The organism is Rivihabitans pingtungensis, from assembly GCF_003201855.1.
GTDB lineage: Bacteria > Pseudomonadota > Gammaproteobacteria > Burkholderiales > Aquaspirillaceae > Rivihabitans > Rivihabitans pingtungensis.
Genome location: NZ_QJKI01000013.1, coordinates 24,646 through 50,504 on the forward strand (window position 1 = coordinate 24,646; position 25,859 = coordinate 50,504).

At 61.5% G+C, this 25,859-nt stretch carries 27 protein-coding genes and 2 pseudogenes; 16 read left to right on the forward strand and 13 right to left on the reverse strand.

Annotated features, from left to right (window positions below; translation table 11 throughout):
* Positions 1-13: 13 nt before the first annotated feature.
* A pseudogene (locus tag DFR34_RS16890) lies at positions 14-304 on the reverse strand (IS4-like element ISCARN115 family transposase); the annotation flags it as partial.
* Positions 305-450: 146 nt separating this feature from the next.
* On the opposite strand from DFR34_RS16890, the pseudogene DFR34_RS17890 reads away from it, so the two are divergent.
* The 11 genes and pseudogenes from DFR34_RS17890 to DFR34_RS10465 form a co-directional block, all read left to right on the forward strand.
* Positions 451-645: pseudogene (locus DFR34_RS17890) on the forward strand (DUF4160 domain-containing protein); the annotation flags it as partial.
* A gap of 7 nt (positions 646-652) precedes the next feature.
* Positions 653-904, forward strand: coding sequence for a DUF2442 domain-containing protein (locus DFR34_RS10420; protein ID WP_110391094.1), 252 nt, complete (start codon positions 653-655; stop codon positions 902-904).
* 2 nt (positions 905-906) lie between these two features.
* Positions 907-1,638 (forward strand): transposase, encoded by a 732-nt coding sequence (locus DFR34_RS10425; RefSeq protein ID WP_110391095.1) that lies wholly within the window; start codon positions 907-909, stop codon positions 1,636-1,638.
* A gap of 88 nt (positions 1,639-1,726) precedes the next feature.
* The gene (locus DFR34_RS10430) at positions 1,727-1,927 is read left to right on the forward strand and encodes a type II toxin-antitoxin system RelE/ParE family toxin (RefSeq protein ID WP_110391096.1); all 201 of its coding nucleotides are present in this window, start codon (positions 1,727-1,729) and stop codon (positions 1,925-1,927) included.
* Positions 1,920-2,240, forward strand: a complete 321-nt coding sequence (locus DFR34_RS10435; RefSeq protein ID WP_110391097.1) for a helix-turn-helix domain-containing protein — start codon at positions 1,920-1,922, stop codon at positions 2,238-2,240. Before DFR34_RS10430 ends, DFR34_RS10435 begins: the two co-directional genes overlap by 8 nt.
* A gap of 170 nt (positions 2,241-2,410) precedes the next feature.
* On the forward strand, positions 2,411-2,737 hold the full coding sequence (locus DFR34_RS10440) for a type II toxin-antitoxin system RelE/ParE family toxin (RefSeq protein WP_110391098.1): 327 nt from the start codon (positions 2,411-2,413) through the stop codon (positions 2,735-2,737).
* Complete coding sequence (locus tag DFR34_RS10445; RefSeq protein ID WP_110391099.1) at positions 2,734-3,030, forward strand: addiction module antidote protein; 297 nt, start codon at positions 2,734-2,736, stop codon at positions 3,028-3,030. Before DFR34_RS10440 ends, DFR34_RS10445 begins: the two co-directional genes overlap by 4 nt.
* A gap of 169 nt (positions 3,031-3,199) precedes the next feature.
* Positions 3,200-3,427, forward strand: a complete 228-nt coding sequence (locus DFR34_RS10450) for a DUF4160 domain-containing protein (RefSeq protein ID WP_110391100.1) — start codon at positions 3,200-3,202, stop codon at positions 3,425-3,427.
* A complete protein-coding gene (locus DFR34_RS10455) occupies positions 3,424-3,918 on the forward strand; it encodes a DUF2442 domain-containing protein (RefSeq protein ID WP_110391101.1) in 495 nt (164 codons plus the stop codon). The genes DFR34_RS10450 and DFR34_RS10455 overlap by 4 nt, the downstream gene beginning before the upstream one ends.
* Before the next feature lie 167 nt (positions 3,919-4,085).
* The gene (locus DFR34_RS10460) at positions 4,086-4,334 is read left to right on the forward strand and encodes a toxin HicA (protein ID WP_110391155.1); all 249 of its coding nucleotides are present in this window, start codon (positions 4,086-4,088) and stop codon (positions 4,332-4,334) included.
* The gene (locus DFR34_RS10465; protein ID WP_110391102.1) at positions 4,331-4,669 is read left to right on the forward strand and encodes a type II toxin-antitoxin system HicB family antitoxin; all 339 of its coding nucleotides are present in this window, start codon (positions 4,331-4,333) and stop codon (positions 4,667-4,669) included. Before DFR34_RS10460 ends, DFR34_RS10465 begins: the two co-directional genes overlap by 4 nt.
* A gap of 158 nt (positions 4,670-4,827) precedes the next feature.
* On the opposite strand, the gene DFR34_RS10470 is transcribed toward DFR34_RS10465, so the two are convergent.
* Complete coding sequence (locus DFR34_RS10470) at positions 4,828-6,588, reverse strand: Lcl domain-containing protein (protein WP_110391103.1); 1,761 nt, start codon at positions 6,586-6,588, stop codon at positions 4,828-4,830.
* 467 nt (positions 6,589-7,055) lie between these two features.
* On the opposite strand from DFR34_RS10470, the gene katG reads away from it, so the two are divergent.
* Positions 7,056-9,233 carry a catalase/peroxidase HPI gene (gene katG, locus DFR34_RS10475; protein WP_110391104.1) on the forward strand — a complete coding sequence of 726 codons (2,178 nt, stop codon included), beginning with the start codon at positions 7,056-7,058 and terminating at the stop codon, positions 9,231-9,233.
* 141 nt (positions 9,234-9,374) lie between these two features.
* On the opposite strand, the gene mnmE is transcribed toward katG, so the two are convergent.
* The 5 genes from mnmE to rpmH all read right to left on the reverse strand — a co-directional run bounded on the left by mnmE (position 9,375) and on the right by rpmH (position 13,575).
* Complete coding sequence (mnmE, locus tag DFR34_RS10480; protein WP_110391105.1) at positions 9,375-10,727, reverse strand: tRNA uridine-5-carboxymethylaminomethyl(34) synthesis GTPase MnmE; 1,353 nt, start codon at positions 10,725-10,727, stop codon at positions 9,375-9,377.
* A gap of 473 nt (positions 10,728-11,200) precedes the next feature.
* Positions 11,201-12,862, reverse strand: a complete 1,662-nt coding sequence (yidC, locus tag DFR34_RS10485; RefSeq protein ID WP_110391106.1) for a membrane protein insertase YidC — start codon at positions 12,860-12,862, stop codon at positions 11,201-11,203.
* Between the two features lie 25 nt (positions 12,863-12,887).
* Positions 12,888-13,097, reverse strand: a complete 210-nt coding sequence (gene yidD / locus DFR34_RS10490) for a membrane protein insertion efficiency factor YidD (protein WP_110391107.1) — start codon at positions 13,095-13,097, stop codon at positions 12,888-12,890.
* Positions 13,055-13,435, reverse strand: coding sequence for a ribonuclease P protein component (rnpA, locus tag DFR34_RS10495; protein WP_110391108.1), 381 nt, complete (start codon positions 13,433-13,435; stop codon positions 13,055-13,057). The genes yidD and rnpA overlap by 43 nt, the downstream gene beginning before the upstream one ends.
* Before the next feature lie 5 nt (positions 13,436-13,440).
* On the reverse strand, positions 13,441-13,575 hold the full coding sequence (gene rpmH, locus DFR34_RS10500) for a 50S ribosomal protein L34 (protein WP_110391109.1): 135 nt from the start codon (positions 13,573-13,575) through the stop codon (positions 13,441-13,443).
* A gap of 336 nt (positions 13,576-13,911) precedes the next feature.
* Here rpmH and dnaA point away from each other — a divergent pair, with 336 nt between their 5' ends.
* The 4 genes from dnaA to DFR34_RS10520 all read left to right on the forward strand — a co-directional run bounded on the left by dnaA (position 13,912) and on the right by DFR34_RS10520 (position 20,717).
* Positions 13,912-15,315: a chromosomal replication initiator protein DnaA gene (gene dnaA, locus DFR34_RS10505; RefSeq protein WP_110391110.1), complete on the forward strand. Its 1,404-nt coding sequence runs from the start codon at positions 13,912-13,914 to the stop codon at positions 15,313-15,315.
* A 69-nt stretch (positions 15,316-15,384) separates the two neighbouring features.
* Entirely contained in the window at positions 15,385-16,491 is a 1,107-nt protein-coding gene (gene dnaN, locus DFR34_RS10510) for a DNA polymerase III subunit beta (RefSeq protein WP_110391111.1), read from the forward strand.
* A 91-nt stretch (positions 16,492-16,582) separates the two neighbouring features.
* Positions 16,583-18,973, forward strand: coding sequence for a DNA topoisomerase (ATP-hydrolyzing) subunit B (gyrB, locus tag DFR34_RS10515; protein ID WP_110391112.1), 2,391 nt, complete (start codon positions 16,583-16,585; stop codon positions 18,971-18,973).
* A gap of 256 nt (positions 18,974-19,229) precedes the next feature.
* Positions 19,230-20,717 (forward strand): Fic family protein, encoded by a 1,488-nt coding sequence (locus DFR34_RS10520; protein ID WP_110391113.1) that lies wholly within the window; start codon positions 19,230-19,232, stop codon positions 20,715-20,717.
* Positions 20,718-20,852: 135 nt separating this feature from the next.
* On the opposite strand, the gene DFR34_RS10525 is transcribed toward DFR34_RS10520, so the two are convergent.
* The 6 genes from DFR34_RS10525 to DFR34_RS10550 all read right to left on the reverse strand — a co-directional run bounded on the left by DFR34_RS10525 (position 20,853) and on the right by DFR34_RS10550 (position 25,549).
* Positions 20,853-21,701 carry a DMT family transporter gene (locus DFR34_RS10525; RefSeq protein ID WP_110391114.1) on the reverse strand — a complete coding sequence of 283 codons (849 nt, stop codon included), beginning with the start codon at positions 21,699-21,701 and terminating at the stop codon, positions 20,853-20,855.
* 53 nt (positions 21,702-21,754) lie between these two features.
* Complete coding sequence (locus DFR34_RS10530) at positions 21,755-22,666, reverse strand: bestrophin family protein (protein WP_110391115.1); 912 nt, start codon at positions 22,664-22,666, stop codon at positions 21,755-21,757.
* A 55-nt stretch (positions 22,667-22,721) separates the two neighbouring features.
* The gene (locus DFR34_RS10535) at positions 22,722-23,432 is read right to left on the reverse strand and encodes a pseudouridine synthase (RefSeq protein ID WP_110391156.1); all 711 of its coding nucleotides are present in this window, start codon (positions 23,430-23,432) and stop codon (positions 22,722-22,724) included.
* A gap of 61 nt (positions 23,433-23,493) precedes the next feature.
* Complete coding sequence (locus tag DFR34_RS10540) at positions 23,494-24,072, reverse strand: RBBP9/YdeN family alpha/beta hydrolase (protein ID WP_110391116.1); 579 nt, start codon at positions 24,070-24,072, stop codon at positions 23,494-23,496.
* Between the two features lie 145 nt (positions 24,073-24,217).
* Positions 24,218-25,234, reverse strand: coding sequence for an EAL domain-containing protein (locus DFR34_RS10545; protein WP_146215122.1), 1,017 nt, complete (start codon positions 25,232-25,234; stop codon positions 24,218-24,220).
* Positions 25,235-25,351: 117 nt separating this feature from the next.
* Complete coding sequence (locus tag DFR34_RS10550) at positions 25,352-25,549, reverse strand: Lar family restriction alleviation protein (RefSeq protein ID WP_110391157.1); 198 nt, start codon at positions 25,547-25,549, stop codon at positions 25,352-25,354.
* Positions 25,550-25,859 lie beyond the last annotated feature (310 nt).

The window sequence follows — 25,859 nt, forward strand, 5'->3', positions numbered from 1 at the left end:
ACCCGAATGGCACTTACTTAACCTTCTTTGAGTGCCCATATTTTTGCACATAAGCCCTTGCTGCAGCTCGCGTTTGAGTCATCAAGGGATAAGGTTTATGCCTTCGTTTTAGCGCGCGTGGTTCAATTCGCCCGGGGCGGTTGCCTACTGACTGCTTGGCTACTAGCAGTAACAACGCCTCAGGGCTCTCTTCATCACTGGCGTGACGCGCTGTTCTATCCCATGCCAGCCAAAGCTGCAGCGTGTGTTTGAAACTCAGCAAGCGTGGCAACACATCGGCTAGCAATGCCGATTGCAACATAATAAAAGGGTCAAAGGGGTCAGGGTCAATATAAATCTGGTACACTGCCTCAATCAAGTTCTCGGAGCACTCTCATGCCAACAATCAGCATGTTCTACGGAATACTCATCAGAATGTATGTGCTTGATACCAAGTAGCACCACCTTCCGCACATTCACGTTGAATACGCAGAGGCAGAGGCCATCTTCCAGATTCCTGACGGTGAATTGCTGGAAGGTGAGTTGCCAGGAAAGCAATACAAGCTGGTGCAGGCTTGGATAGCGTTGCATGCGGATGAGCTGATGGCAGACTGGAAGCTGGCCGTTTCCGGTGCGACGCCCTATAAGATTGAGCCCTTGAGGTGAGCATGAAATGAGCGCATCAGGAAAATTACCCAGACCGGTATCGGTCTCAGTTGCCGAGAACTATTCGCTGAATGTGACTTTTAATAATGGCGAAATACGGCAGTTCGATGTCAGTCCTTATCTTGCTTACCCGGCGTTTGAGGCCTTGAAGTCCCGCAGCCTCTTCGCGCAAGCGCGGGTAGCGCACAATACCGTGGTCTGGAACGAAGATGTGGATATCGCACCGGAAAGCCTGTACCTGGAAAGTACGGAAATCTGACCATGCCCCGTCGTCCCCGCATCCATCTGCCCGGCGCGCCCATCCACTTGGTGCAGCGAGGCCACAATCGCGATGCCTGCTTTTTTACTGATGAGGATTATCTGGCCTATCGGGAGTGGCTGGGTGATGCGTTGAAGAAGACCGGCTGCGCCTTGCATGCCTACGTGCTGATGACCAACCATGTGCATCTGCTGCTGACGCCGACCAGCGCCGAAGCGGTATCGCAACTGGTCATGTCGCTCGGCCGACGCTATGTGCAGTACATCAACAAGACCTATCGCCGCACCGGGACATTGTGGGACAGCCGTTACAAGTCTTCGCTGGTGCATGCTGAGGATTATTTGTTGCTCTGCCAACGCTATATCGAACTGAATCCGGTGCGCGCCGGCATGACCGACGATCCCGCCCATTACCGTTGGAGCAGCTATCGCAGCAATGGCCTGGGACAAGCAGATGCGTTGCTGACGCCACATGACTTGTATCTTGCCCTGGATGGCGACGCGGCTAATCGCCAGGCGGTGTATCGGTTCCTGTTTCGCAGTGAGCTTGATCGTGAAGCGGTGGCGGATATTCGTCTGGCGTTGGAGCAAGGGCAGCCACTGGGCAAGGGGAGGTTTCTCGACCAGATTGAGCGCATGATCGGCCGGCGCTGCGAGGTGCGCCCGCGCGGACGACCGCGCAAAATGGCGCTGCCGGATGAAATGCAGCAGAAACAGCAGGCTTTGCCCATTTGAGCACCGTTTCACCAATACCGATTTTTGACCCGGTGCGCGACAAGCTTCGGCCTTCAGGCCGGCGGAAGGCGTCGCTGGTTTGCGCGTCATGTCGAATACGCTGTTGTTGAGACAACACAGAACGGCCAGGATGCATGAGTACCTGTTTGCCAAACAGAACAAGGCAAATATCGAGGATGACGAATTGGTGAGCTTTCGAGCGCTTGCCAAGGCATATGCTGGATTGACCGCGCTACAAGTCGAACAGTTGTTGCGTGACAAGGACTGGATAGAGATCTGCCATGGCTAAGATGAAATACAAGAGCGATGCATTCGAGGCGATTCATTCGTCAGCCAACGCACTTTTCAAGGTGGGCGCCATAGACAAGGCGACGCTGCGCAATTTTGATGATGCATGCCTGGTCGTTCCTGAGGAGATCAAGCCCGAGCAGATCAAGCAGATTCGGGAGCAAAACCACGTCAGCCAACCGGTTTTTGCCCGCTATCTGAATACTAGCGAATCGACCGTCCAGAAGTGGGAGAGTGGCGCAAAACGCCCAAGCGGTATGGCGATCAAGCTCCTGTCGATTGTTCAGAAATACGGCATTCAGGTGCTTAGCTGAAAAAGCAATAGGGGGGCAGACCCCAATTATTTAGCTATATCCCCTATCCCCCAGCTCACCGGGGGCAAGCCCTTCAACCCATCCCGCCACCAGCGGGGTGGGGTTTTTCCTTGGCGGGGGCATGACTCAAGATATTTTCCGCTCAGTAGCCTTTGGGCTACAATAATTCCATGTACGAATTGCGCCATTACATTGATTCTGAAGGGCAGGATGTCTTTGCCCATTGGCTGGATCACCTCCAGGATAGAGTGGCTCAGGCACGCATCGCTGTGCGTTTGCTGCGGTTGCAGAACGGCAACTTCGGTGACTGTAAACCGGTCGGCTCAGGAGTGTGGGAGCTACGCGTGGATTGGGGGCCGGGCTACCGGGTTTACTACGCCATTGCCGGTAAACGGGTGGTTCTGCTCTGCGAGGGTGGCGACAAGCGGACGCAATCGAAAGACATTGCATGCGCGATTCAGCGCTGGAACGAATGGCAAACAAGGAGCAATCGATGAAAACGTGCGCCAAACACGATGACTGGTTGATGGCACAACTCGCGGATGCCGAGTTTGCCGCCGAGTACCTGAATGCAGCCAGCGAGGACGACGATCCCGCTATCTATCTGGTGGCATTGCGGAAGGTTGTCGAGGCTCGTGGCGGCATTGCCGTGGTGGCCGAAAAAACCCATTTGTCGCGTGAAACGCTGTATCGCACGCTGTCAAGCCGGGGCAATCCAACCATTCGGACGCTCAATGCGGTGCTTAAGGCGACGGGCCTGAGGTTTGGTGTGTCAGCGAACGTGTGCTGAAGAAATAACAATAATAGGGGACAGACCCCGATTATTCGCATTGGGCGATGTCCGCTCGCCCACCTGGACACCCAGACCCTGCGCGCTACCCGCCAGACGGTGGCGGACGTGGGCCCCCCGGCCCAGGGAGAGGATTGTACCAGGGCAACCATTGCACTAGACTGGCTCTATGAGCACCCTTCAGCGTTTCGATAGCAGCCGGGCTGTGATGTACCTGGACGACCACCCGCCACCGCATGTGTACGTCAAGCTACGCGATGGCCGAGACTGCACCGTAGACCTGGACAGCTTCGAGATCAAAGGTCGGGTTGCCTCGCGGGAAATCCGCGAGGCGCTCGTCTGGATCAAGACCCACCAGGTCGATCTACAACATCAATGGCAAAGGAATCGAGCATGAGCGACTACTTCTTTCCGCAGTTGCAGGCGGTCGAGGCCATGGCGCCGTACCGCCTGCGTACCACCTGGAGTACCGGCGAGGTGCTGGAGATCGACGTCGAGGATCGCCTGCGCCGCCATTCGGCCCTGGCCCCCATCCTTGATCCAGCCATGTTTACCCGTGTCCACATCAGCGAGTGGGGCCACGGTATCGAGTGGATCGACGAGGAGTTCGGCGCGGACAATGTGTACGCCTGGGCCAAGGAGCAGGCCGGCGAGGTCAGCCATGAGATGTTCGATGACTGGATGAGCCGCAACGGCTTGTCTTTGAGTGGTGCGGCCGAGGCGTTGGGCATCAGTCGGCGCATGGTTAGCTACTACCGCACCGCCCACAAGTCCATTCCCCGTCAGACCTGGCTGGCATGCTTGGGCTGGGAGGCGGTCAAGCCGGAGGCCCGGTCGATGCCGCGTAGCCTGCCCACCGCACTCGAGTACGCAGCGCTGCACGCCTGACACCTCCGGCTGGCAATCTGATCAGGAACGGTAGGGCGAGCAATAGAAATGGGGACAGACCCCGGTTTTCAGCTCTCCCGATTGTTCAACGTAACGCCCAAATGTGCGCATCTGCGCGGCTTGTATCCTGCTTGATGGATGGTTCCATTAATGGAGCCATCCTCCGTATGAGCTCAGTCAAAAAGATTCTCGAACAGTTACGCCGAGAGCCGACAAATGTCCGCTTTGTTGATTTGCGCAAAGTTTGTGAAGCGTTTTTTGGTGAGCCACGCCAAAACGGCACAAGCCACCTGATTTTCAAAATGCCATGGCCAGGGGACCCGCGAGTCAATATTCAAGACGCTGGTGGTAAGGCCAAGCCTTATCAAGTGCGGCAGGTGCTGCAAGCAATAGACAAACTGGAGGGTAGGCAATGAGCCTTGATCATTATACTTATCGCGTAACATGGTCCCCCGAGGATGGTGAGCATGTTGGGTTGTGCATCGAGTTTCCCTCGCTAAGCTGGCTGGCAGAAACGCCAGAAGAGGCCCTGGCAGGTGTGCGCAAGGTGGTTGCCGAGGTGGTTGCTGATCTGGAGGCGAATGGAGAGTTGATCCCACAGCCTTTGGCAGAGAAGCACTACAGCGGGGAGTTTCGCGTGCGTATTCCACCCGAACTGCACCGTCAGCTCGCGCTGATGGCGGCGGAGCAAGGGGTAAGTCTTAATCGCTTGGCGAGTGCAAAACTGGCCGGGCAGGTGCTGTCGAGGTGATCGACCCCGACAGTCTGCAAGACAAGAAAAGAATACCGGACAGCCCACGTTAGAGCCGCTCACCAAACTCAGTGTAGCGGCTGTGCTAGCGGCGGCCAGACGCTACCCCGCCCTTTCTGGTTTCAAGGCCGGTTCGCGCAGCGAGAGGACGGGGGCGGTCAACCCAGCCACTCGGTATACGCAAAGCCCGTGCTGCCAATCAGCGTGGCCACGGCGCTTTGGTTTTCGGCGGATTGGGCAAATTCCACCAGCACATTGGTTTTGCTCAGGCCGTTGTTCATCTGCGTCAGCCACCAGTCGTAGCCGCTTTGATCTGCGGCGCGTCCCAATACATTCGAATACAGTTTGGTCAGCAGGTCGCCATTGCTGGGGGCGCTGCCGTAGCGGGCCTGGAACTCGCTGGAGGCGATAAAGCTGGATGCGGCGGTGGCCAGGCTCATGCCTTTGTCCATTTGCGCCATCCAGTAACCCACTCCTCCCTTGTCCGGCTCGCGGGCAAAGGCAGCGCGGTACAGGCGGTAGGCCTGGCCGGCGGCGCCGTCGGTGTCCAGCGCCACATTGCCATCACTGAAGTGCAGGCGCTCGACATTGCTTACCGTGTCGGTGCCATCGGTGCCGACATTGGCTTTGATGGTCCACACGCTGCCGCTCTTGCTGCGGGTGTAGTCGGCGATTTTATTGCTGAACACGGCGGTGTCGATGCCGGCGCCGCCATCAATGGTGTCGTTGCCGGTGCCGCCGGTAAAGCTGTCGTTGCCGCTGGTGCCAGTAAAGCTTTGGTTGGTGTTGTCGCTGCTGGTGCTGCTGGCGTCGCGCACCAGCCGCACCATATTGTTGATGCGGATTACGTCGCCTTGCGGGCCAAAGCCATGCGGGTAGTCGCTGGCGTTGCCGGTTTTCGGGTCGCTGCGCTGGGCGCCAGCGCCGTGCACGTCCATCAGCTTGTAGCTGCCGTCTTTTTGCTGCATCCAGCCCAGCGCGCGGCCAAACGCCACGTACACGGCGTAGTCGCCTGAGCCGTTTTCCACATGGCTGGTGCCGCTCCAGTAAAAGCCATATTCCGGCGCGCTGGATGTGCCGATATTGGTGGCCTTGAACAAGGGGTCGATGGCGGCTGTGCCGGTGGTGTCGGGCGAGCGGGTGTAGTCAACAATGCTTTGCAGCTCTTTGGCATTGGGCAGCCGCCAGTCGCTGTAGCCGCTGGCGGTGGAGGCTTCGGCGTAGGCCAGCGCATCCTGCCAGCTCATCGCCGAGCCGCTGTCGGCTTGCAACCACATCAGGCCGGTGGCGTTGTCGGTGATGGTGCCATTGCCGTTGTCCACATAGGCGTTCTGGCCATAGCTGGTGTTGCCGCGCACCAGGCGCACGTCCATGGTTTGCGTGGTGCCGCCAATCGAAATCGGATAGCCCTTGATGCGGCCATCGGCAAAGTTGACGCCAAATGCGGTGGGGTCACCGCTCATGGTGGTGCTGACGTAGCGGGTGGACGACCATTCTTGCGCGTCAATCACCCGCTCGCCTGCGCTGGTGTCGCCGTAAGAGAAATTGAAATAGCGGGTATCCAGATACGGCGAAGACGTGCTGATGCTGGTGCCGGTGTAGCCAGAAAACTCAATCAGCGAATACAGCTCTTTGATGGTGGGCAACCGCCAGTCGCTATAGCCGCCAATCACCGCCGTGGAAGCATAGCTGACTGCCTGCGCCCAGGTCATTTCCTGGCTGGTGGTGCTTTTCATCCAGGTCAAGCCGGTGTTCAGGTCGGTGACCGTGCTGTTGCCGTTGTCCACGTAGGACGGCTGCTTGCCCTGATAACCGGCATCCTGGCCATAAAAGCTGGCATTGCTGGCCGGGGTGGAAATAGTGGTGGTGTTGCCGTAATAGCTGGTCTGGTTGGTGTCAACAATGGTGTAGCTGCCCATGGGCTGCGCTCCTGTGTTCTGTCCTGCGGGTTCTCTGCCCGAGCTGAGCGTCGCTCACACACGCGCTTGGCGTTGTTGCCCGACCTTGTTGTACAACGCGCACGGTCTGCGCTTGTGCGTCTGGCCAGGAGTGCTGCACTGAGTTGTGTGAGCCGCGCGTATGCCGGGCGCAATGGCTTTTCATCGGACAATCGGGTGAAGAATGAATGGCTAAGCCAGAATTTTATTCCTTGTTCATGATTTGCTGAGGTGGGTGTATAGCTTTAAGCAATCGACACAAGAAAAACGTTTAATTAGATTAATCATCATCGCTGGTCCACACTCCTTCCATCTGCTGCCACACGCTGATGTCGCCCAAGCACAGGCAAACGCCATGTCGCCTGCTAAGGTGAGAACACAGCCAGGTCGTCAGCGCATGGCGTCCGCCTCACCCGGCGGCGCACCCCACACCCCACGAAGGAGGCACAATGGAACACGCAATCGAACAAGGAACGGGCGGCTGCCCGTTTGCCCATGGCGGCCAGACCACCACGGGCATGGCCCAGCAACACAATTGGTGGCCCAAGGCGCTGAATCTGGACATCCTCGACCAGCACGACAGCAAAACCAATCCGCTGGGCGCCGGCTTTAACTACCGTGAAGCGCTGAAAACCCTGGACGTGGACGCGCTGAAAGCCGACCTCAAGGCCCTGATGACCGACAGCCAGCCGTGGTGGCCGGCCGACTGGGGCCATTACGGCGGCCTGATGATTCGCATGGCCTGGCACTCGGCCGGCACCTACCGCATCGCCGACGGCCGTGGCGGCGCTGGCACGGGCAATCAGCGCTTTGCCCCGCTGAATTCCTGGCCGGACAACGGCAATCTGGACAAAGCCCGCCGCCTGCTGTGGCCGATCAAGAAAAAGTATGGCAATCAGGTCAGCTGGGCGGATTTGATGATTCTGGCCGGCAATATGGCGTATGAGTCGATGGGCCTGAAAACCTTTGGCTTTGCCTTTGGCCGTGAAGACATCTGGCGTCCGGAAAAAGACATCTACTGGGGCTCGGAACGCCAATGGCTGGCGCCCAGCGGCGGCGAAGGCAGTCGCTATTCTGGCCAGCGCGAGCTGGAAAACCCGCTGGCGGCGGTGATGATGGGGCTGATTTACGTCAACCCGGAAGGTGTGGACGGCCAGCCCGACCCGCTGAAAACCGCGCAGGACATGCGCGTCACCTTTGCCCGCATGGCGATGAACGACGAAGAAACCGTCGCGCTGACCGCTGGCGGCCACACCGTGGGCAAGGCGCACGGCAATGGCAGCGCCGCCAAACTGGGCGCGGCCCCAGAAGGCGCCGAACTGCACGAACAAGGCCTGGGCTGGAATAATCAGCACAGCCGGGGCATCGGCCGCGACGCCGTCACCAGCGGCATCGAAGGCGCGTGGACCACCCACCCGACGCAATGGGACAACGGCTACTTTGCCATGCTGTTCAAACACGACTGGCAGTTGCAAAAATCGCCGGCCGGCGCGCACCAGTGGCAGCCGGTGAATATCGACGAAGCCGACATGCCGGTTGATGTGGAAGACCCGAGCATCCGCTGTATGCCCATCATGACCGACGCCGACATGGCGCTGAAAATGGACCCGGACTACCGCAAGATTGCCGAGCGCTTCCGCGACGATCAGGCGTATTTCTCCGAGGTGTTCGCCCGCGCCTGGTTCAAGCTCACCCACCGCGACATGGGCCCGAAAGCGCGCTACTTTGGCCCGGATGTGCCGGCCGAAGATCTGATCTGGCAAGACCCGATTCCCGCCGGCCCCACCGGCTACGACGTGGCGGCGGTCAAAGCCCGCATCGCCGCCAGCGGTTTGAGCATTGCCGACCTGGTCAGCACCGCCTGGGACAGCGCCCGCACCTTCCGCGGCTCAGACAAGCGCGGCGGCGCCAACGGCGCGCGCATCCGCCTGGCCCCGCAAAAAGACTGGGCTGGCAACGAGCCCGAGCGCCTGGCCCGCGTGCTGGCGGTGCTGGAGCCGATTGCCGCCGCCTCTGGCGCCAGTGTGGCCGATGTGATTGTGCTGGCCGGCAATGTCGGCATCGAGCAAGCAGCCCAGGCGGCCGGGGTGACGGTGGACGTGCCGTTTGCGCCAGGCCGGGGCGACGCCAGCGCCGAGCAAACCGACGCTGAATCGTTTGCCGTGCTGGAGCCGCTGGCCGATGGCTTCCGCAACTGGCAAAAGCAGGACTACGCCGTCAGCGCCGAAGAAATGCTGCTGGACCGCGCCCAGCTGATGCGCCTGACCGCACACGAAATGACCGTGCTGGTCGGCGGCCTGCGCGTGCTGGGCGCCAATCACGGCGGCAGCGCACACGGCGTGTTCACCGAGCGGGTGGGGGTGTTGAGCAATGACTTTTTCGTCAACCTCACCGATATGGGCAACACCTGGGCGCCCACCGGCCGCCACAGCTACGCCCTGCGCGACCGGCAGACCGGCGCGCTGAAATGGACCGCCACCCGCGTGGACTTGGTGTTTGGCTCCAACGCCGTGCTGCGCGCCTGCGCCGAGGTGTACGCCCAGGACGACCACCGCGAGCAGTTTGTGCATGACTTTGTCGCCGCCTGGGTGAAGGTGATGAACGCAGATCGGTTTGATTTGCAGTGATGGGTCGGCCTTAAAAAAACACTGCCCCGCAGGCAAGCCCTGCGGGGCAGTGTTTTTTTACGTCGCGCACACAACCCTCTGGCGTGGTGGCTGGTGCTGTCTGGTGCTGCGCGGCGTTTTGTGTGCGACGCTTGGCTGCGCTCACTTCCCGATACAAAACCGCCCAAAAATCTCGCCCAGCAAATCATCGGCGCTGAATTCGCCAGTGATATCACTCAGCGCCAGCTGCGCCATGCGCAGGTGGTCGGCAAACAGTTCGCTGTGCGCGTAGTCCAGCTCGGCGGCGTCCAGAAAGGCGCGGGCGCGGCGCAGGGCGTCCAGGTGGCGTTCGCGGGCCAGAAACACGCCGTCTCCTGCGCCTTGCCAGCCGATTTGCGCCAGCAGCGCGCGGCGCAGCGCGTCCACGCCGTCGCCGCTGCGCGCGCTCAGCCGCAGCACCCGCTCGCCGTCGTGCTCGCCTTCGCCGGCGGCCTGGCCGCTCAGGTCGATTTTATTGCGCACCACCAGTCGGGGCAGCCGCGCTGGCAGGCGGGCCAGAATCTCGGCATCGGCGTCGGTCAATCCGGCGCGGTCGTCCAGCAGCACCAAGGCCAGATCGGCGCGCTCCACCGCCGCCCAGGTGCGGGCGATGCCGTGTTGCTCGACCACATCGTCGGTGTCGCGCAGGCCGGCGGTGTCGATCAGGTGCAGCGGAATGCCGTCGATCAGGATTTGCTCGCGTACCGTGTCGCGGGTGGTGCCGGCGATGTCGGTGACGATGGCGATGTCGTCGCCGGCCAGCGCGTTCATCAGGCTGGATTTGCCGACATTGGGCTGGCCGACCAGCACCACATGCATGCCTTCACGCAGCAAAGCGCCCTGGCGGGCGCTGGCCAGCACCCCGTCCAGCGTGGCCTGAATGCCGCGCAACTGGCCCTGCGCATCTGCCGCCGCCAGGTAATCGACGTCTTCTTCCTCGGGGAAATCCAGCGTGGCTTCGGTGAGCATGCGCAGGTGAATCAGCTGATCGACCAAGGCGTGAATGCGCTGGGAGAACTCCCCTTTCAGCGACTTGAGCGCGCTGGCGGCGGCGGTTTCGCTGGCGGCGTCGATCAAATCCGCCACGCTCTCCGCCTGCGCCAAATCCAGCTTGTGATTCAAAAACGCCCGCCGGGTAAACTCCCCCGGCTCGGCCAATCGGGCGCCCAGGCTCAGGCAATGGCGCAACAAGCGCTGCATCACCACCGGCCCGCCATGGCCTTGCAGCTCGATCACGTCTTCCCCGGTAAACGAATGCGGCGCCGGGAAAAACAGCAATAAACCGTTATCCAGCGGCTGGCCGTCGGCATCCGGAAAATCCGTGAACACCGCCACACGCGGCTTGGGCGCCTTGCCGCCACTGAGCGCGCGCGCCATCGGCAGCAAATCCTGACCGGACAAACGAATCACGCCAATCCCGCCGCGACCGGGCGCGGTGGCAATGGCGGCAATGGTGGGCAAACGAACAGCGGACATGACAAATTCCTGAAAACGGGTGAAGTGGCGTGGGGTGAGGGTGGCGCCGGGGTGGTGCGGCCTATATGGGATAGCACCGTGTTGCGCGCTTTCAGCACATGGGCCATCTTACCGACCGTTGTGCTTAGCCGCCGTTGACTCCCGTGTGGCGCGCCGAGCATCGCAGAAAACCGGGGGGCTTTCCGGCCCGCATGTCCGAAGCGACGGCGCAGCCGGCGCAAGTTCGGGACGGCCCCGGTTTTCGAGAAGCGCAGGGCACCCGAAGCCGCAGGCGTAGGGCGTGCCACCCGGGTCGCCTTTCTTTCCCCTATTTCTTTGGCGAGACAAAGAAATAGGGTCGGGTGCGGGGTGAAACCCCGCCCTAATTCAATCCCAGCAAACTAACATCGTAGGCACAGAAACCCCACCCTCCATGCAACAAGCCCGTTTCCAAAGAAACGGGCTTGCCAGAGACTCACACCACGCAATAACGCTTAACCAAGCTTCTTGGCGGCTTCCGCCTGCTCAATGCTGCGGTTGATATACCACTGCTGAGCAATCGACAGAATATTGTTCACCAGCCAGTACAACACCAAACCAGCCGGGAAGAAGAAGAACATCACCGAGAAGGCAATCGGCATGATCTTCATCATCTTGGCCTGCACCGGATCAGCCGGCGGCGGGTTCAGGAAGGTCTGACCCACCATGGTGATGGCCATCAAGGCCGGCAGCACATAGAACGGATCCGGGCGGGTCAGGTCATGAATCCAGCCCAGCCACGGCGCCTGACGCAGTTCCACCGACGCCAGCAGCGCCCAGTACAGGCCGATGAATACCGGAATCTGCACCACGATGGGCAGGCAGCCGCCCAACGGGTTAACCTTCTCGGTTTTGTACATCTCCATCATGGCCTGCTGGAACTTCATGCGGTCGTCGCCGTATTGCTCCTTCAGACGCTCCATGCGCGGAGCCAAGGCTTTCATCTTGGCCATCGAGCGATAGCTGGCGGCCGACAGCGGGAAGAACACGGCTTTCACCAGGATGGTCAGCAGCACAATCGCCCAGCCCCAGTTATTGACCATGGCGTGCAGTTTTTCCAGCAGCCAGTACAGCGGGGTGGCGATGATGGTCACCCAGCCGTAATCCTTGGTCAGCTCCAGGCCCGGTGCGGTGTCTTTCAGCACATGGGTGATCTGCGGGCCGGCGTACAGCGGCATGTCGATCACATGGGTGGCGCCTGCGGCGATGGCCGGCAGATCGACCACCGTGCCGGCGGAGTACAGGCCACCCGGTGCGGTTTTCAGCTCGAAGCGACAGTTTTGCGCCGTCACGCACACGCTCTTGCCGTCATTGGCTTTCAGAATCCAGGCCGACACGAAGTAATGCTGCAACATGGCCACCCAGCCGTTGTCGGCAGCGTGGGCGTAGTTGGCCTTGTTCTTGTCGATGTCTTCGAATTTCACCTTCTGGAACTTGTCGGCTTCGGTGTACACCGCCGGGCCGGTAAAGGTGTAGGCCATGCGGCTTTCGCCTTCCGGCGCCTTGCCATCACGCAGCAGGCGATAGTAGGCCGAGGCCGCCAGCGGAATGGCGCCGCCGTTGCGGATTTCGTAGCGCACGCGAATCAGGTAGCTGCCACGGGTGAAGGTGTACACCTTGCTCACCTGCACGCCTTGTGCCGCCGGGGCGGTCAGGCGCACTTCCACGCTGTTCTGGCCGTCGGCCAGGGCGTAGTCGGTTTTTTCGGCGGCAAATACGCTGCGGTGGGTGGGCAGGGCCGGGTTGCCGGCGCTGATCAGGCCGGTTTGCGCCACATAGGTGCGGCCTTCGCCGGTTTGCAAGAGCTTGAGCGGCTTGCTCTCGTCTTCGGCGGCGGCGTAGGCGCTCAGCGTCAGGCCGCGCAGGTCGCCGCCGGTGGTGTCGATGGCGGCGTCGAAGAGGTCGGTCTTGACGTGCACGGTCTGGCCGGCAGCCAGTGCGCCAGCGTCAGCCACCGCAGGCGCAGCGCCTGGGGCCGGGGCCGGTGCAGCGGCGGTTGTCGGGGCATTGGCGGCAGCGACGGCAGCAGGCTTGGGCGGCGGGGCAAAGAATTCTTGCCACAGCAGCAAAATGCCGAACGACAGCGCAATGAACAGGATTAAACGTTTGGAATCCATCTGTAAAGGCAACCGTTGCGAGGGGTTAGGGAACCGGGTCGTAGCCGCTTTTACCCCAGGGGTGGCAGCGGCCAATGCGGCGCAGCGCCAGCCAGCCGCCCTTGAACGCGCCATGGCGCTGGATGGCTTCCACGGCATAGGCCGAGCAACTCGGATGAAACCGGCAGCTGGGCGGTCGCCATGAGCTGATGGCTAACTGGTAGAAGCGGACGAGGGCGATGAGGATGCGCGACATCGCGCCAGTTTAGCAAATAATCCGGCCAATGCCTTGCGTGCTTCATGACCTTGCGCGCGATCAAAGCGTTCGCGCGCGCGCACGACAAAATCCACGCCGTCCAGCGCCGGCTGTTGCAGGCGGAACACTTCGCGGATGGTGCGCTTGATATAGTTGCGCGCCACGGCGCGCTTGGCGGTGCGTTTGCCCACCACCAGCCCAAGCCGGGCCGGCAGACCGCCATTGGGCCGGGCGTACACCTGAAACCAGCGTTGGCTGCGGCTGTTGCGCAAACGAAAAACGGATGAAAAATCATCCGTTTTCAACAGTCGCTGCGCCCGGCAGAAGCGATAGGCCAAGGCGATTACAGGCCGAGGCGGGCGCGACCCTTGGCGCGACGGGCGCGAATCACGGCGCGGCCGCCACGGGTTTTCATGCGAACGAGGAAACCGTGAGTGCGCTTGCGACGCACGACGGAAGGCTGGTAGGTGCGCTTCATGAGCTTGATCCCTATGAAAAATCAGGAGAATAAACGCCAGATTAGACCGTCTTGGATCAGCTTTGTCAACTGAATGTTGCAATTGGCCCTGTGTGGGCTGTGGATAACTGCGCGGCAAACAGGTAGAATGGGGATACTGCTGATTTTGTTCTGCTTCCTTGTTGTGGCCCGGTTTGGCCTGACGGCGGCAGACATCCGGCCGGCGCGCCAGGCGCGCCAGAACCCGATGTGGCGCACCTGACAACAGGCCGCGCCGGATTGCGGGCGCGCCCGCCCCGCCTGCTCTCCCGCCGTTGGCCATCGTGCCCGGCGGGTTTGTCATTCTTAGATGAATCAATGACCGATCTGCACACATTCTGGCCGACCTGCCTCGAACGACTGGAGGCGGAACTGTCGGCACAACAGTTCACCACCTGGATCAAGCCGCTGCGCTGCGAACCGGGGGCGGAGGGCTGGGTGCTCTTGGCGCCCAACCGCTTTGTGCTGCAATTCATCAAGGATCGCTTTCTGGCGCGCATCGAGGCGCTGGCCAGCGAGGTGCTGGGCGAGCCGGCCCTGCTGGAGCTCAAAATCGGCGCGCCGGTGAAGGTCGAGCCGCCAGTGATGACGTCTTCTTCCGCCAGCCCCAGCGCCTCCGCTGGCGCCCAGCCGCCGTCTTCGCCCACCTCGCCATCGGCGCGCCCGGCGGCCGTGCAGGCGATTGGCGGCGGCCATGAGAGCACCCGGCTGAATCCGTCGTTCACCTTTGAAAGCCTGGTGACCGGCAAGGGCAACCAGCTGGCGCGCGCTGCCGCCATGCAGATTGCCGACAACCCCGGCGACCCGGCGTATAACCCGCTGTTTGTCTATGGCGGTGTGGGTTTGGGTAAAACGCACTTGGTGCAGGCGATTGGCAACCATGTGTTCCAGAAAAACCCCAAGGCGCGCATCCGCTACATCCACGCCGAGCGCTATGTGGCCGACATCATGCGCGCCTATCAGCACAAGGCGTTTGACGAATTCAAGCGCTATTACCACAGCCTGGATTTGCTGCTGATCGACGATATCCAGTTTTTTGCGGGCAAGAACCGCACCATGGAAGAATTCTTCTATGCCTTTAATGCGCTGATCGAGGGCGGCAAGCAGGTGATCATGACCTGCGACACCTTCCCCAAGCAGATCGAAGGCATGGACGAGCGGCTGATTTCGCGCTTTTCCTGGGGGCTGACGGTAGAAATCCAGCCGCCCGAGCTGGAAATGCGCGTGGCCATCCTGATGAAAAAAGCCGAGGCGGACAACCTCAAGCTGGACAATAACGTGGCGTTTTTCATCGCCCAGAACGTGCGCTCGAATGTGCGCGAGCTGGAAGGCGCGCTCAAGCGCGTGGTGGCGTATTCGCGCTTCACCAACCAGGCTATCGAGCTTGAGCTGGTGAAAGAAGCGCTGAAAGACATCCTGGCCGCCGGCAACCGGGTGATTTCCATCGAAACCATCCAGAAAACCGTGGCCGAGTATTACAAAATCAAGCTGGCCGATATGCACAGCAAAAAGCGCAGCCGCGACATCGCCCGGCCGCGCCAGATCGCCATGGCGCTGGCCAAAGAGCTCACCCAGCTGTCGCTGCCCAATATTGGCGACGCCTTTGGCGGCCGCGACCACACCACCGTGCTGCACGCCTGCAAGACCATTGCCGAAATGCGCACCACCGATACGGTGATTGAACGCGATTACAATGCCCTGCTGCAAATGCTGAAAAACTAGCCGCACACGGACTGATACAAAAACATGAACCCTGGGGCGCCGCCCCTCACGATTCCGGGAGATCCCGCCATGCACATCCTGCAAGCTGAACGCGATGCGCTGCTCAAGCCGCTGAATGCGGTGACCGGCATTGTCGAGCGCCGCCACACCCTGCCGATTCTGGCCAACGTGCTGATTGAAAAGCGCGGCAACGCGCTGTCCTTTTTGGCCACCGACCTGGAAATCCAGATCACCACCGCCAGCCAGGGCGAAGTGGCCGGCGAAGATTTTCGGTTGACCACCTCCGCCAAAAAACTCCAGGACATCCTGCGCGCGCTGCCCGACGGCGCCACGGTGACGCTGGACCAACAAGACGCCAAGCTCACCCTGAAAGCCGGCAAGAGCCGCTTTAATCTGCAAACCCTGCCGGCCGAGGATTTTCCGCTGCTATCGGTGGGCGCCGAGCCGCTGTCCAAGCTGACCGTGCCGCAAAAGGCGCTGAAAGCGCTGCTGGCCAAGGTGCAATACGCCATGGCCGTGCAGGACATTCGTTATTATCTTAATGGCATGCTGTTTATCGCCGAAGGCAATCAGCTCAAGCTGGTGGCCACCGACGGCCACCGCCTGGCCTTTGCCTGCATGACGCTGGATGCCGAAGTGGCGCGCGCCGAGGCCATTTTGCCGCGCAAGACCATTGTCGAGCTGGCCAAGCTGCTGGCCGACAGCGACGACACCGTCTGCATCGAGCTATTGCCCAATCAGGCGCGCTTTGCCTTTGGTCAGTCGGTGATTGTCAGCAAGGTGGTGGACGGCAAATTCCCCGACTACAACCGGGTGATTCCGCTGGATAACGACAAGATTTTTGTCATCAACCGTCAGCCGCTGTTGCAGGCGCTGCAACGCGCGGCGATTCTGGCCAATGAGAAATTCCGTGGCGTGCGCCTGACCCTGGCGGCGGGCAGCCTGTCGATCCAGTGCACCAACAGCGAACAGGAAGAAGCCGAAGAAGAGCTGGAAATCGCCTACCAGGGCGCGCCGCTGGAAATCGGCTTTAACATCAACTACCTGACCGATGTGCTGACCAATCTGCAAGTTGAGCAACTGCAACTGGCGTTTGGCGACGCCAACCGCAGCGCGCTGTTCACCCTGCCCGAGCAGGCGGATTTCAAGTACATCGTGATGCCGATGCGCATCTGAGCCACCCCGGCCCGCCGGAGCCGCTCCGGCTTGAACGCCTCCGCCACACCCGGCGGGGGCTGTCGCAGCACACACAGCAGAGAACCACATCATGAGCGAGCAGGAATACGACTCCAGCAGTATCAAAGTCCTCAAAGGGCTGGACGCCGTGCGCAAACGTCCCGGCATGTACATCGGCGACACCCAGGACGGCACCGGCTTGCACCACATGGTGTTTGAAGTGCTGGACAACGCCATCGACGAAGCCCTGGCCGGCCACGCCGACACCATCAAAGTCATCATCCACCCCGACGAATCCATCTCGGTGGAAGACAACGGCCGTGGCATTCCCACCGACATCCACCCGGAAGAAGGCCGCTCCGCCGCTGAAGTGATCATGACCGTGCTGCATGCCGGCGGTAAATTCGACAGCAACAGCTACAAAATCTCCGGCGGCCTGCACGGCGTGGGCGTGTCGGTGGTCAACGCCCTGTCCGATTGGCTGAAGCTGAAAATCTGGCGCAATGGCGAAGTGCACGAAATGGAGTTTAACCACGGCGAGCCGGTGGCCCCGCTGGTGAAAACCGGCCAGACCAGCCATCGCGGCACCAAGGTGACTTTTCACGCCAGCGAAGCCACCTTTGGCAAGGTGGAGTTCCACTTTGACATCCTGGCCAAGCGCATCCGCGAACTGTCCTTCTTGAATGACGGCGTGGCCATCACTCTGATCGACGAGCGCAACGGCAAAGAAGAAAACTTTGCCTTCTCGGGCGGCGTGGCCGGCTTCGTGCAGTACATGAACCGCAACAAAAACCCGCTGCACCCCAAGGTGTTCTACGGCATCGGCGAAAAAGACGGCATGACCGTCGAAGTGGCCATGCAATGGAACGACTCGTATCAAGAAGCCGTGCAGTGCTTCACCAACAACATCCCGCAACGTGACGGCGGCAGCCACCTCACCGCCCTGCGCCAGGTGATGACCCGCACGCTGAACGGCTATATCGAACAAAGCGAAATCGCCAAAAAAGCCAAGGTGGACACCACCGGCGACGATATGCGCGAAGGCCTGGCCTGCGTGCTGTCGGTCAAACTGCCCGACCCCAAGTTCAGCAGCCAGACCAAGGACAAACTGGTGTCCAGCGAAATCGGCCCGGTGGTCAACGAAGTCATCAGCGAATCGCTGAAAACCTTCCTGCTGGAAAACCCCGCCGACGCCAAGAGCATCTGCTCCAAGATCGTGGACGCCGCCCGCGCCCGCGAAGCCGCGCGCAAAGCCCGCGAAATCACCCGCCGCAAAGGCATCATGGACGGCCTGGGCCTGCCCGGCAAACTGGCCGACTGCCAGGAAAAAGACCCGGCCATGTCCGAACTCTACCTGGTGGAGGGCGACTCTGCCGGCGGCTCGGCCAAGCAAGGCCGCGACCGTAAATTTCAGGCCATCCTGCCGCTGAAGGGCAAAATCCTCAACGTCGAACGCGCCCGCTTTGACAAACTGATCGCCAGCCAGGAAATCGCCACCCTGATCACCGCGCTGGGCACCAGCATCGGCAAAGACGACTACAACCCGGAAAAACTGCGCTACCACCGCATCATCATCATGACCGATGCCGACGTGGACGGCGCCCACATCCGCACCCTGCTGCTGACCTTCTTCTACCGGCAAATGCCCGAGCTGGTCGAGCGCGGCCACATCTACATCGCCCAGCCGCCGCTGTACAAGGTCAAGCACGGCAAAACCGAGCAATACCTGAAAGACGAGCACGAGCTTAACCAATACCTGCTGAAACTGGCGCTGAGCAACGCCCAGCTGATCCCCGGCGACGGCATGACCCCGCTGACCGGCGACACCCTGGGCGAAATCGCCCGCCAATACCTGCTGGCGCAAGCGGTGATCGAACGCGAAAGCCGGCTGATCGACCCCAGCGTGCTGCAAGCCCTGCTGAAAACCGACCCGGTGGACCTGGCCGAAACCGCCAGCGCCGAAGCCGCCCTGGCCGCCCTGCGCGCCCTGCTGCCGGCCGACAGCATTGACCTGTCGCTGACCGCCGACGAGAAAAACGGTGGCTATCTGCTGAAGATCATCCGCAAACTGCATGGCAATGTGATGGTGAGCTACCTCGACCAAAGCTTCCTGCAATCCGGCGACTACACCCAGATCAAAGCCACCGGCGCCCTGCTCAAAGGCCTGCTGCACAGCGGCGCTGCCATCAAGCGTGGCGAACAAGGCCGCCAGATCAACGAATTTGGCGAAGCGCTGAACTGGCTCTTGAACGAAGTCCGCCGCAACATCAGCATCCAGCGCTACAAAGGCCTGGGCGAAATGAACCCGGAACAACTGTGGGAAACCACCATGGACCCCACCGTGCGCCGTCTGCTAAAAGTGCGCATCGAAGACGCCATGAGCGCGGATGACGTGTTCACCACGCTGATGGGCGACCAGGTGGAGCCGCGCCGGCACTTCATCGAGAGCAATGCGCTGATTGCGCGGAATATTGATGTGTGAGGGGTGTCGGTTGACACGGTTAGTGAAACTCTTGCCAAGATAATGAAAAAAGCTCCTGAGGGAGCTTTTTTCATGGACATCTCGCAGCAGAGACGTTTGGATTTCGGCGTGAGCGGACGCCCAGTTGACGGAACATGAACGGCCGGGTTCGGACAATTAGTCAATTGCCTTCACATGCCCATCTGCACGATATCTCACAATAAAAAAATCAGCTAAACTGGCCAAAATGAAAATTTTCTGGGCCGCGTGAAAAAAAATGAGACTCCTTGGATACGGATGGCTACGGGAAACCCTTGCGCTCCCGACGTTGCCGGTTTCTCCAGTGTCCATGGTTGGCGCAACTACCAGGGTCACCGAGGTGGGCGATAAGCGGCTGATACCGGCCTCAGTCGCCGCTGAGCTTCACTCCGTTCTCGACCATATCCTGTTTGCCCTGAAACACGAGGGCGCCAATCTTGGTGTGCTGTCGCACGCATTGCGCCATGTGCCCGCTGCCGAGCTGGACGCAAAAATGCGCGCCATGCCCAACAGCCGTTTTGTGCGGGTTGCTTGCTATCTTTGGGAGCACTATACCCAGGCGCGCCTGTCGGACCCGCCTAAAATAACCGGCCCCTACGTCGATGTGTTTGACCCCAGGCTGTATTTCACCGGCGACGAGGTCAAGGACGCACGCTGGCGAGTCAGGTTCAATGGGGTGGGGTCTTTGGCGTATTGCGTCACCATTCGGCGCACTCCGGCCATTCTGGCGTTGCAAGAAGTCGATATTTTTGCCCAGATGGAAGCATTTATCGCGGAAGTTGGCCAAGGCATGCTCGACCGTGCGCTGGCATGGGCCTATCTCAGCGAAACGGAAAGCTCCTTCGAAATCGAGCGGGAAACGCCAAATGCTGCCAAGGCCGAGCGCTTTGTCCAACTGCTGCATCATGCGCACGATGGCCGTGAACTGAGTGAAGCCTACTGGGTTGAGCTGCAGCAAAGTGTCATGAGCAATCCGTTCGATCAAGCCGTATCCTACCGCACAGAACAGAACTGGCTGCGAAACTCTATGCGTGGCCCGCTCGGGGTGACTTATGTTCCGCCCGGCCCTGAGCACGTCGATGATCTGATGGAGGCATTCAACCAGTTCTGTAACCATCCGCCAAAGCAGCTGGACCCGCTATTGGTGGCCAGCATTGCCTCGTTTGGCTTCGTATTCATTCATCCTTTCATGGATGGAAATGGCCGGCTTTCCCGCTTTTTGTTCCATCACGCCTTGTGCCGATCCGGGCGCTTGGCCAAGGGGTTTCTGTTGCCGGTGTCGATGGCCATTAAACGGCACGAGATGGACTATCTGGCCGCCTTGCAGACCTTCTCCAAACCCGCACGCAATCTTTGGCAGGTTCGGCAGACGGGTGACAATGACTTCAGTTTTCAAACCCAAACCAATGCTGACCTTTATCGCTATTGGGATGCCACTCCGATTGTCGAGTTTGGGCTGCGCATGGCGAAGGAAGCGCTGGAGCATGACCTGCAAAAAGAAACCCGATTTTTGGCCTGTTACGACCGTGTCTTTGGGATGGTGAATGACCAGTTCGACATCCGTGCCACCATTCTGCCTACCCTGATTAATGGCTGCTATCAGCAGCAAGGCCGCTTATCAAAGGGGTTGCGCAAGAAATATGAGCACTTGGTTCAGCCAGAGGCATATGACTGGATTGAGTCGTGTGTCAAAGACGTCTTCTTTAGCGAAGATGGTGAAGTGTAATGCCAGATATTGGTTAGCTACTGCCCCCCAAAACAAACCGCCACGGCCCCTATCACCACGCAAACACCCAGCCTGAGCGGATACCCCCATCCGCTCAGCCGAAAACACCTCCCCCGCGCCACCTCCCAAGCGGGCTTACCGCCGCCGCAACCCCTTCCAATCCACCGTCCCCGCCAACGCGCCGCCGACAATCAGCGCAATCGCCGCGCCAGTGGTCGGGCCGAGTTGGCCGCGGCCGCTGGCTACCAGCAGCAGGGTGGACAACAGCGGGGTGAGGTAGCTCAGCGCGCCGATCTGGCGGGGGTCGCCCAGTTTCAGCGCTTTGTCCCACAGAAAGAAGGCCAGGCCCATCGGGCCGGCGCCGAGCAGCAGCAGGGTCAGCCATTGGCTGGCGCTGGGGTGCACGGCGGGTTCCATCAGTGCGTGGCAGGCCAGCGACAGCGCGCCGGATAGCAGGCAAAAGCCGCCGATGGCGGCGGTGGGAAAAGCCGGCACGCGTTTGGTCAGCAGCGAGTAGCCGGCCCACAACAGCGCGGCCAGCGCGGCGCAGCCGTAGCCGGGCAGGGCGGTGAGGTCGATGCTGAGCTTGCCGCCAGTGACCACCAGCGCGGCGCCGACAAAGCCGGCCAGCGCGCCCAGGATGTGGCGGGTGTTCAGGTGATAACCCGGCAGCAGCACCGGCGAGAGCAGCACGATCAGCAGCGGCCACAGGTAGTTCAGCAGATTGGCTTCCACCGCTGGGGCCAGACGAAAGGCGACAAACAAAAAGAAATGGTAGCCAAACAGCCCCACCACGCCCAGCAGCAGGGTGGCGGGCGGCACGCGCCATTGTCGCCAGTGGCGGATGGCGCACAGGCTGCCCACCATCAGGCTGACGCCGACGGTGAAAAACGGCGGCAGCGCGGCCACCGAGGCGCCGAGGGTGGCCAGCGAGGCCCACAGCACGATGGCGGCCAGGGCGTAGAACAGCGGATGTTGACGCATGGGACACAAACCGTTGGATAAAACATCCGACCGTACCAGATTGGCCGGCAAGATCAAGTCAGCACAAAATCCTTTGCCGCTGGCATGTCCGGCAATGTCGCTTCGCCTAGCATTTCGCGCAGGGTGCGCTCGATGGTGATGGACAGCGCATCCAGCGGCAGGTCGTTCTCGGCGTTGCCAAAGGGTTCTTCGATTTCGCTGAGCAGGGTTTCCTGGGCAAAAAAGGTGTATGAAACAAACGCCGTCACCAGCGGGGTCATCCAGCCCAGGGTGTCCACCAGGCCAAACGGCAGCAGCAGGCAGTACACGCCGACGGTGCGATACAAAATCACCGTGTAGGCAAACGGAATCGGGCTGCTGACAATGCGCTCGCAGCCGCCCTGCACCTGATTGAGGCCAGACAGCGCGTCTTCCATCTTGGCGGCCAACACCGGTTGCAGATGGCCGGCGCGGCGTTGTTCATGCAGCCATTGCCCCAGCCACACCACAATCAGCGTGGGCGGATAGTGGGCCTCGCGCATCCGCGCCAGCAGCTCGGCTGGCAGCAGCGCCGCCAGTTCGCGTTCCACCGGCACCCGGCGCAGATAGCCGCGCAGGGCGTGGATAAAGGCAATCTGCCCATACACAAACGGCCGCACATCCACCTGCTTGTCCAGCAGGCTCAAGGCCTGGCGGGTGAGCGTGCGGCATTCGTTCAGCCCTTGCCCCCAGAATTTGCGCGCTTCCCAGTAGCGGTCGTAGCTGGCTGAGTTGCGAAACCCCAAAAAAATCGCCAGGGCAATGCCCACCAGGGTGAACGGCATCGGGGTGAGCGGGGTTTTCCAGCCCAGCACCGTGCCGTGACTGGTGGTGATGATGGTTGCCAAGGCGGTGACCAGGCCCAGTTGCGGCAGGATGCTGGGCAGCACCGAGCCGCGCCGCGCAAACAAAATGGCCAGCCAGTGCGGGCGGGGGCGAATAATCATGACTTTGGCTTGAAAAAAATAAAACGCGCAGTGTAAGCGGCAGGGCGTGACATGCTCAACCGCCGCAGGGCCAGCCCAGTTGAGAAAAATCTTCAGCGGTCAATTCGCGCCATTGGCCAGGGGCCAGATTCGCGGGTAAGGCCAGCTCACCCATCGCCTCGCGGTGCAGGGCGTCCACCCGGTTGCCGGCGGCGGCCACCATGCGCTTGACCTGATGGTATTTGCCTTCGCCAATGGTCAGCAGCAGGGTGTGGCTGTCGCGCGCGGCGCAGGCCAGCGCCGCCAGCGGGGCTGGCTCGTCGTGCAGTTGCACGCCCTGGCGCAAGGCGGTCAGCTGGGTGTCGTCCAGCGGATGGCGCACGCTGACGGCGTAGGTTTTGGGCACATGCCGGCGTGGCGAGGTGAAGTGATGAATAAACTGGCCGTCGTCCGACAGCAGCAGCAAGCCGGTGGTGTCGGCATCCAGCCGGCCCACCGGTTGCACGCCACGTTCGACATACGGCGCGGGCAGCAGGCGCAACACCGGCAGGTGGTGTTGCGGCGCGCGCGAGCATTCATAGCCGGTGGGTTTGTTCAGCAGCAGATACACCTTGCTGGCCGCCTGCCAGGGGTGTCCATCCACCCAGAAGGCCAGATCGGCGCTGACCGGGGTTTTCGGGTTCAGGCATGGGCCCGCGGCCAGCGCCACGCGGCCGGCCTCAATCAGCGCCCGGCAGGCTTTGCGGCTGCCAAAGCCCTGGCTGTGCAGCAGTCTTTCCAGTTCCATGGCCGGCAGCATAGCGCAGATTGGCCGCGCGTGCCGAGCGGGTGCGCTGGCTTGGCGGCGCTCAGGGTTGCGCCAGCGGCAGGGTGGCCAGCCAGTCGGCCAGCGCCGCCAGGCCTTCTGGCCAGGGGCCAAAGCCGGCGTCGGTGTTGATATGGCCGGCGGCATGCAGCACGGTCAGCGCGCTGCCCCATTGGCGGGCCAAGGCATCGGCGCGCGCGGCGGCGCAGTAGGGGTCGTTGTCGCTGGCGATGATCTGGCTGGCAAACGGCAGCGGCGCGCGCGGCAGCGGGGCAAAGCCGGCCACGGCGGGCGGGGCGTCGGCGCGTTCGGTGTCGGCCGGGGCCACCAGCCAGGCGGCGGCCACCCGCGCGGCGCTGTCCGGGTGTTGCGCCGCCCAGTGGGCGGTGGTGGCGCAGCCCAGGCTGTGCGCCACCAGCAACACCGGTCGATCCGCCGCGCGCACGGCGGCGTCCAGCGTGGCCACCCAGTCGGCGCGGCTGGGCGTCAGCCAGTCGGCTTGCTGTAGCCGCTGCCAGGCCGGATGGGCGTCTTGCCAGCGGCTTTGCCAGTGTTCGGGGCCAGAGTTTTGCCAGCCGGGGACGACCAGCACATGGTAGCGCTCAAAAATCGGGGAGGTCATGACTTGCCTTTACACGGGCCGCCCTGGCGCGCGGCCAGGCGGCAATCGGAAAAAACCATTGCCACAGCATGCCAGAAAGCCGCTGGCGCGCCCATCGCCGTCAGGCGCGCTCACCACAGCGCGCAGACACGGCCGGCGGGTGGTGTTAGCGACTGGTGGCCTGCGGCCGGCTGTGCAGCGGGCCCACCCAGCGGCCTTGCAGGCCATCGCAGCCGGCTTGCCCGGCCAGCTCGGCGTGGCGGGCGGTGTCCACGCCTTCGGCGATCACCTGGCAGCCGGCGGCGTGCAGGATGCCCACCGCGCGCGGCAAGGCGTCGCGCGCCGCCGGGTGCGACAAGGCGCGATGCAGCAAGCGTTCGTGCAGTTTGACCGCGTCCGGCTCCAGCAACCACACGCGCGGCAGACTGAGTTCGGACGCGCCAAAGTCGTCCAGCGCCAGCTTGAAGCCAAAGCGCCGGTAGCTGTCCATGCAGCGTTGCAGGCGCAGCAAATCGACTTCCGCGTCTTCGACAATTTCCAGCGTCAGCTGTGAGGGGCGCAAGCCCAGCTCGGCAATCGCCTCGGCAAAAAATTCGCCATGGCCGTCGGGCAGGTTGATCAGATGCAGCGCGTGCACATTCAGATGCAGCGCGGCGTCCGGCTGGCCGTGGCGCACAAAGTTCAGACAGTGGGTGACCCGGCACAGTCGGTCCAGCAGCACGGTGCGCGATGGCGCGCGCTCGACGGCAAACAGCAGCGGCGGCGCCACGCTGTGGCCGGCCGGGCCAGTGATGCGCAGTTGTGCTTTATAGGCAAACGGCGTGGCCGCGCCCGGCGCCAGAATCGGGGCAAACTGGCTGCTCAGCCGCCATTCATCAAAACTAGCCACCACTTGCTGTTGCGGCGTCAGCCGCAGGCTGTCGGCCGGGTGGCCGGCGGCGACAAAGCGGGCGTTGAAATGCGCCAACTGCGGATCGTGGCTGACCGCCTTGCGCCGGCCGGGACGGCCAGGCGCAGCCGGCGGCGGGGCCACCGGTTTGGGCGGCGCTGGCGGGCGCGGCGCGTATTGCGCCATCAGACTGGGGTCGAGCAGGGCCAGCAAAGGCATGCGCGCCGGCCGCCCTGTCACGGGCTGCGCGCCGTCGGGCAGCGAAGCATCGGAAGAAACAGACGGAACAGACATGACCACACGCCAGAGTAAGAACCCAAAGAAGGCTTCACTATACGGGTGCGGCTTTAGTTCTTTTAAGAATCAAATTGACGGTTTAAATTCCAAATCAATCTAATTGGAGCCTCGCCATCACATGCGGCTGTTCCAGTTATGAATCGCTTCTTTTTTATTAGCCGCCTGGGCAGCGATGGTGCTGCATGTGCCTTGCTTGGGGTAACGCGAGCATTGCACCCAAAAACGGCGCGAGCCAGCTTTCACCAGCTCGGCCGGTTGGCCGCAGCGCGGGCAGGGTTTCAGGGCGGAAGAATCGGCGGGGGTCTGGCTCATGCGGGCATCCTGCGGGCAAAACGCCATGATAGCAGCCAGGGCCAGCAGGCTCTGCCGCGCGGGCAAGAGCCACACGCCACCCTCCCAAAAGATATTGGGAGTAACGCTGAGTCGAGTGCGGAAGCGCTTACACAATGCAGCGAAGCGATCCTGGCTAGGTGTGTGATCGGAGATAGTACAAGTCGTACGGCAAGGTCACACAACGACGCCAGACGGGTTTTGTTAGCGGCGCTTAGAGCCGCTAACAAAACCCAGCGCAGCGATCCTGGCTAGGCGCACGACCGCAGACAGTACAAGCAGTACGGCAAGG

Excerpts from the sequence above, each read along its gene's own strand:
- DFR34_RS10420 (WP_110391094.1), top strand. The coding sequence starts at position 653 with ATGAGCGCATCAGGAAAATTACCCAGACCGGTATCGGTCTCAGTTGCC.
- DFR34_RS10425 (WP_110391095.1), top strand. The coding sequence starts at position 907 with ATGCCCCGTCGTCCCCGCATCCATCTGCCCGGCGCGCCCATCCACTTG.
- DFR34_RS10430 (WP_110391096.1), top strand. The coding sequence starts at position 1,727 with ATGTCGAATACGCTGTTGTTGAGACAACACAGAACGGCCAGGATGCAT.
- DFR34_RS10435 (WP_110391097.1), top strand. The coding sequence starts at position 1,920 with ATGGCTAAGATGAAATACAAGAGCGATGCATTCGAGGCGATTCATTCG.
- DFR34_RS10440 (WP_110391098.1), top strand. The coding sequence starts at position 2,411 with ATGTACGAATTGCGCCATTACATTGATTCTGAAGGGCAGGATGTCTTT.
- DFR34_RS10445 (WP_110391099.1), top strand. The coding sequence starts at position 2,734 with ATGAAAACGTGCGCCAAACACGATGACTGGTTGATGGCACAACTCGCG.
- DFR34_RS10450 (WP_110391100.1), top strand. The coding sequence starts at position 3,200 with ATGAGCACCCTTCAGCGTTTCGATAGCAGCCGGGCTGTGATGTACCTG.
- DFR34_RS10455 (WP_110391101.1), top strand. The coding sequence starts at position 3,424 with ATGAGCGACTACTTCTTTCCGCAGTTGCAGGCGGTCGAGGCCATGGCG.
- DFR34_RS10460 (WP_110391155.1), top strand. The coding sequence starts at position 4,086 with ATGAGCTCAGTCAAAAAGATTCTCGAACAGTTACGCCGAGAGCCGACA.
- DFR34_RS10465 (WP_110391102.1), top strand. The coding sequence starts at position 4,331 with ATGAGCCTTGATCATTATACTTATCGCGTAACATGGTCCCCCGAGGAT.
- DFR34_RS10470 (WP_110391103.1), bottom strand. The coding sequence starts at position 6,588 with ATGGGCAGCTACACCATTGTTGACACCAACCAGACCAGCTATTACGGC.
- katG (WP_110391104.1), top strand. The coding sequence starts at position 7,056 with ATGGAACACGCAATCGAACAAGGAACGGGCGGCTGCCCGTTTGCCCAT.
- mnmE (WP_110391105.1), bottom strand. The coding sequence starts at position 10,727 with ATGTCCGCTGTTCGTTTGCCCACCATTGCCGCCATTGCCACCGCGCCC.
- yidC (WP_110391106.1), bottom strand. The coding sequence starts at position 12,862 with ATGGATTCCAAACGTTTAATCCTGTTCATTGCGCTGTCGTTCGGCATT.
- yidD (WP_110391107.1), bottom strand. The coding sequence starts at position 13,097 with ATGTCGCGCATCCTCATCGCCCTCGTCCGCTTCTACCAGTTAGCCATC.
- rpmH (WP_110391109.1), bottom strand. The coding sequence starts at position 13,575 with ATGAAGCGCACCTACCAGCCTTCCGTCGTGCGTCGCAAGCGCACTCAC.
- dnaA (WP_110391110.1), top strand. The coding sequence starts at position 13,912 with ATGACCGATCTGCACACATTCTGGCCGACCTGCCTCGAACGACTGGAG.
- dnaN (WP_110391111.1), top strand. The coding sequence starts at position 15,385 with ATGCACATCCTGCAAGCTGAACGCGATGCGCTGCTCAAGCCGCTGAAT.
- gyrB (WP_110391112.1), top strand. The coding sequence starts at position 16,583 with ATGAGCGAGCAGGAATACGACTCCAGCAGTATCAAAGTCCTCAAAGGG.
- DFR34_RS10520 (WP_110391113.1), top strand. The coding sequence starts at position 19,230 with ATGAGACTCCTTGGATACGGATGGCTACGGGAAACCCTTGCGCTCCCG.
- DFR34_RS10525 (WP_110391114.1), bottom strand. The coding sequence starts at position 21,701 with ATGCGTCAACATCCGCTGTTCTACGCCCTGGCCGCCATCGTGCTGTGG.
- DFR34_RS10530 (WP_110391115.1), bottom strand. The coding sequence starts at position 22,666 with ATGATTATTCGCCCCCGCCCGCACTGGCTGGCCATTTTGTTTGCGCGG.
- DFR34_RS10535 (WP_110391156.1), bottom strand. The coding sequence starts at position 23,432 with ATGGAACTGGAAAGACTGCTGCACAGCCAGGGCTTTGGCAGCCGCAAA.
- DFR34_RS10540 (WP_110391116.1), bottom strand. The coding sequence starts at position 24,072 with ATGACCTCCCCGATTTTTGAGCGCTACCATGTGCTGGTCGTCCCCGGC.
- DFR34_RS10545 (WP_146215122.1), bottom strand. The coding sequence starts at position 25,234 with ATGTCTGTTCCGTCTGTTTCTTCCGATGCTTCGCTGCCCGACGGCGCG.
- DFR34_RS10550 (WP_110391157.1), bottom strand. The coding sequence starts at position 25,549 with ATGAGCCAGACCCCCGCCGATTCTTCCGCCCTGAAACCCTGCCCGCGC.